Raw genomic sequence first — 2,052 nt, 5'->3', positions numbered from 1 at the left:
TCACTGTTCAACCTTGCAATGAACATGATCGCCGTGTTCGTGTTCGCGCTCGTCAGCGGGATCTCCCCAACCGTGCGCTGGCTGGAGCTGATTCCCATCATCGGCGGCTTCGTGGTCCTGGCGACTGGCCTGGGGATGCTGCTGGCGGCACTCTACGTCCGTTTTCGCGACGTCCAGCCGATCTGGGACGTCACGCTCCAGGCCTGGTTCTACTGCTCCCCGATCATGTACACGGCGTCGAAGTACGACGCGCTGTCGAAGACCTTCCGGCACCTCGCCATGCTCAACCCGCCCGGGATGCTGCTCACGCAGATGGGCCATGCGTTCATCGATCCGGGCCGGCTGGATTCCGCCGTCACGACGGCTGGCGGCTATCCATTGGCGATCGGGTCGGTCCTGCTCATCCCGACCGTCTTCGCGGTGGGCTGGTGGTTCTTCACTCGCGAGGCACCGCGCGTGGCCGAGAACCTCTAGGCGCCGGCCGAGAGGCCAGCGAGAATTCCTCGCAGCCCGTCGCGCAGCGACACCGTGGCTGCCCACCCGAGCTCCTGATGGGCCCGCGTGACGTCGAGGCAGCTGCGCCTGACCTCGCCCGGGCGCTCCGGGGCGAACTGCGGCTCGGCCAGCGGTCGGTCCCCCACGTCCCCCAGGGCGCGGAGCAGCTCCAGGACCGAGGTCTCATGCCCGTGTCCGATGTTGACCGCACCGGAGAGCTCGCTCTCGGCTGCGAGCAGGTTCGCCTGCACCACATCGGACACCTCGACCCAGTCCCGCGTCTGCTGACCGTCGCCGAACACGGTGGGCGCGCGGCCCTCAAGCAGGTGCCCGCAGAAGATCGCCACTACCCCGGCCTCCCCGTATACGTCCTGGCGCGGGCCATAGACGTTGCCGTAGCGCAGCGAGATGGTGGACAGTCCGTGCAGTCGCGCGTACAGGCCGCAATAGCCCTCGGCCGCGTACTTGCTCTGCCCGTATCCGGCCATGGGGTGAATCTGAACGTCCTCAGGCGTGGGGAGCACGTCGCAGTCTCCATACAGTCCGCCGCCCGTGGACGTGTTCACGAACCTACGGCAGCCATGCGTCCGAGCCGCCTCCAGCACCGCGATCGTCCCCAGGACGTTCGTGTCGGCGTCGTGCACGGGTCGCTGCACCGAGACACGAACATCGGCTTGCGCGGCCAGGTGGAAGACGAGCTCAGGACGGGCGGTGGCGAACACGTCGTCCACCGCGCGCGCGTCACGGATGTCGATCTCGTGCAGAGCCGCGCCGCCGGAGAGGGCCTGCTCCAGGTTGCGGAGGCTGCCGGTGGTCAGGTTGTCGATCACCGTGACCTGGTCGCCGCGCTCCAGGAGAGCGTCCACGAGGGTGGAGCCGATGAAGCCGGCGCCTCCGGTGACCAGGCAGTCCATGCGGCGTGGCAGGTTAGTCGGTTTAGGGGTCGATCGATCCCGGGAAGTGTTCGTCTGAGCAGGTGTGATTTCGCATGCTCAAAAGCAAAGCCGGGCCCGTACCACTTACGCGGTACGGGCCCGACCGCAGGACGACCCTGGTAGGGCTGGGGGCCGTCCGAGACCCGCGAGAAAGGGGGCGATGCTCGCGGGTCCGAGCGACGTCCTTGTCAAGAAACAGCATACCGCCGCGCGATCTAAAGGCCAGGGAATTTCCTCCAGAACGGCGAAAAAGCGAAACCCCAGTGCTTCCTCTACGTTGAAACCCGTAGGGTTTTCGATCCAGGCATGATGTACAGACGAGAAAATAGAGCGATGCATCCGGCAGGCTCCCTGCGAGCCGCGCCGGCCCCGGCCAGGACGGTGCGGAGCGTGGAGGTCGTGAGCGTGCCTTTGGCCCTGACCGACTACGGGCAGACGCTTGATTGGATCGACGCGATGGTGGACCAGCAGGAGCGTGGGTTCGTATGCGTCTGCAACGTGCACACGGTGATGGCCTCGGGCGAGGACGAGGAGCTCCGCCACGCGCTCGACTCCTCTTCCATGAACGTCCCCGACGGACAGCCGCTCGTGTGGGCGATCAACGCGCTTGGGCACTCGCTGG

Annotated in this window: 3 protein-coding genes; 2 read left to right on the top strand and 1 reads right to left on the bottom strand. The window is 66.5% G+C overall.

What is annotated here, in order from left to right; genetic code table 11:
• Nucleotides 1–474, top strand: a 474-nt coding sequence (locus VFC51_20400; GenBank protein HZT09393.1) for an ABC transporter permease, incomplete at its 5' end; no start/stop codon positions are given.
• On the opposite strand, the gene VFC51_20395 is transcribed toward VFC51_20400, so the two are convergent.
• The gene (locus tag VFC51_20395; GenBank protein ID HZT09392.1) at nt 471–1,409 is read right to left on the bottom strand and encodes an NAD-dependent epimerase/dehydratase family protein; all 939 of its coding nucleotides are present in this window, start codon (nt 1,407–1,409) and stop codon (nt 471–473) included. The genes VFC51_20400 and VFC51_20395 overlap by 4 nt on opposite strands.
• Before the next feature lie 426 nt (nt 1,410–1,835).
• Here VFC51_20395 and VFC51_20390 point away from each other — a divergent pair.
• A partial coding sequence (locus VFC51_20390) for a glycosyltransferase (GenBank protein ID HZT09391.1) occupies nt 1,836–2,052 on the top strand: 217 nt, incomplete at its 3' end.

Source organism: Chloroflexota bacterium (genome assembly GCA_035652535.1).
Taxonomy (GTDB): Bacteria; Chloroflexota; UBA6077; order UBA6077; family SHYK01; genus DASRDP01.
The sequence above is the reverse complement of the archived record's forward strand: the minus strand, read 5'-3'. Positions and strand labels throughout refer to the sequence as shown.

Bases quoted from the DNA above. Each gene is read 5' to 3' on its own strand.
- VFC51_20395 (HZT09392.1), bottom strand. From the start codon at position 1,409: ATGGACTGCCTGGTCACCGGAGGCGCCGGCTTCATCGGCTCCACCCTC.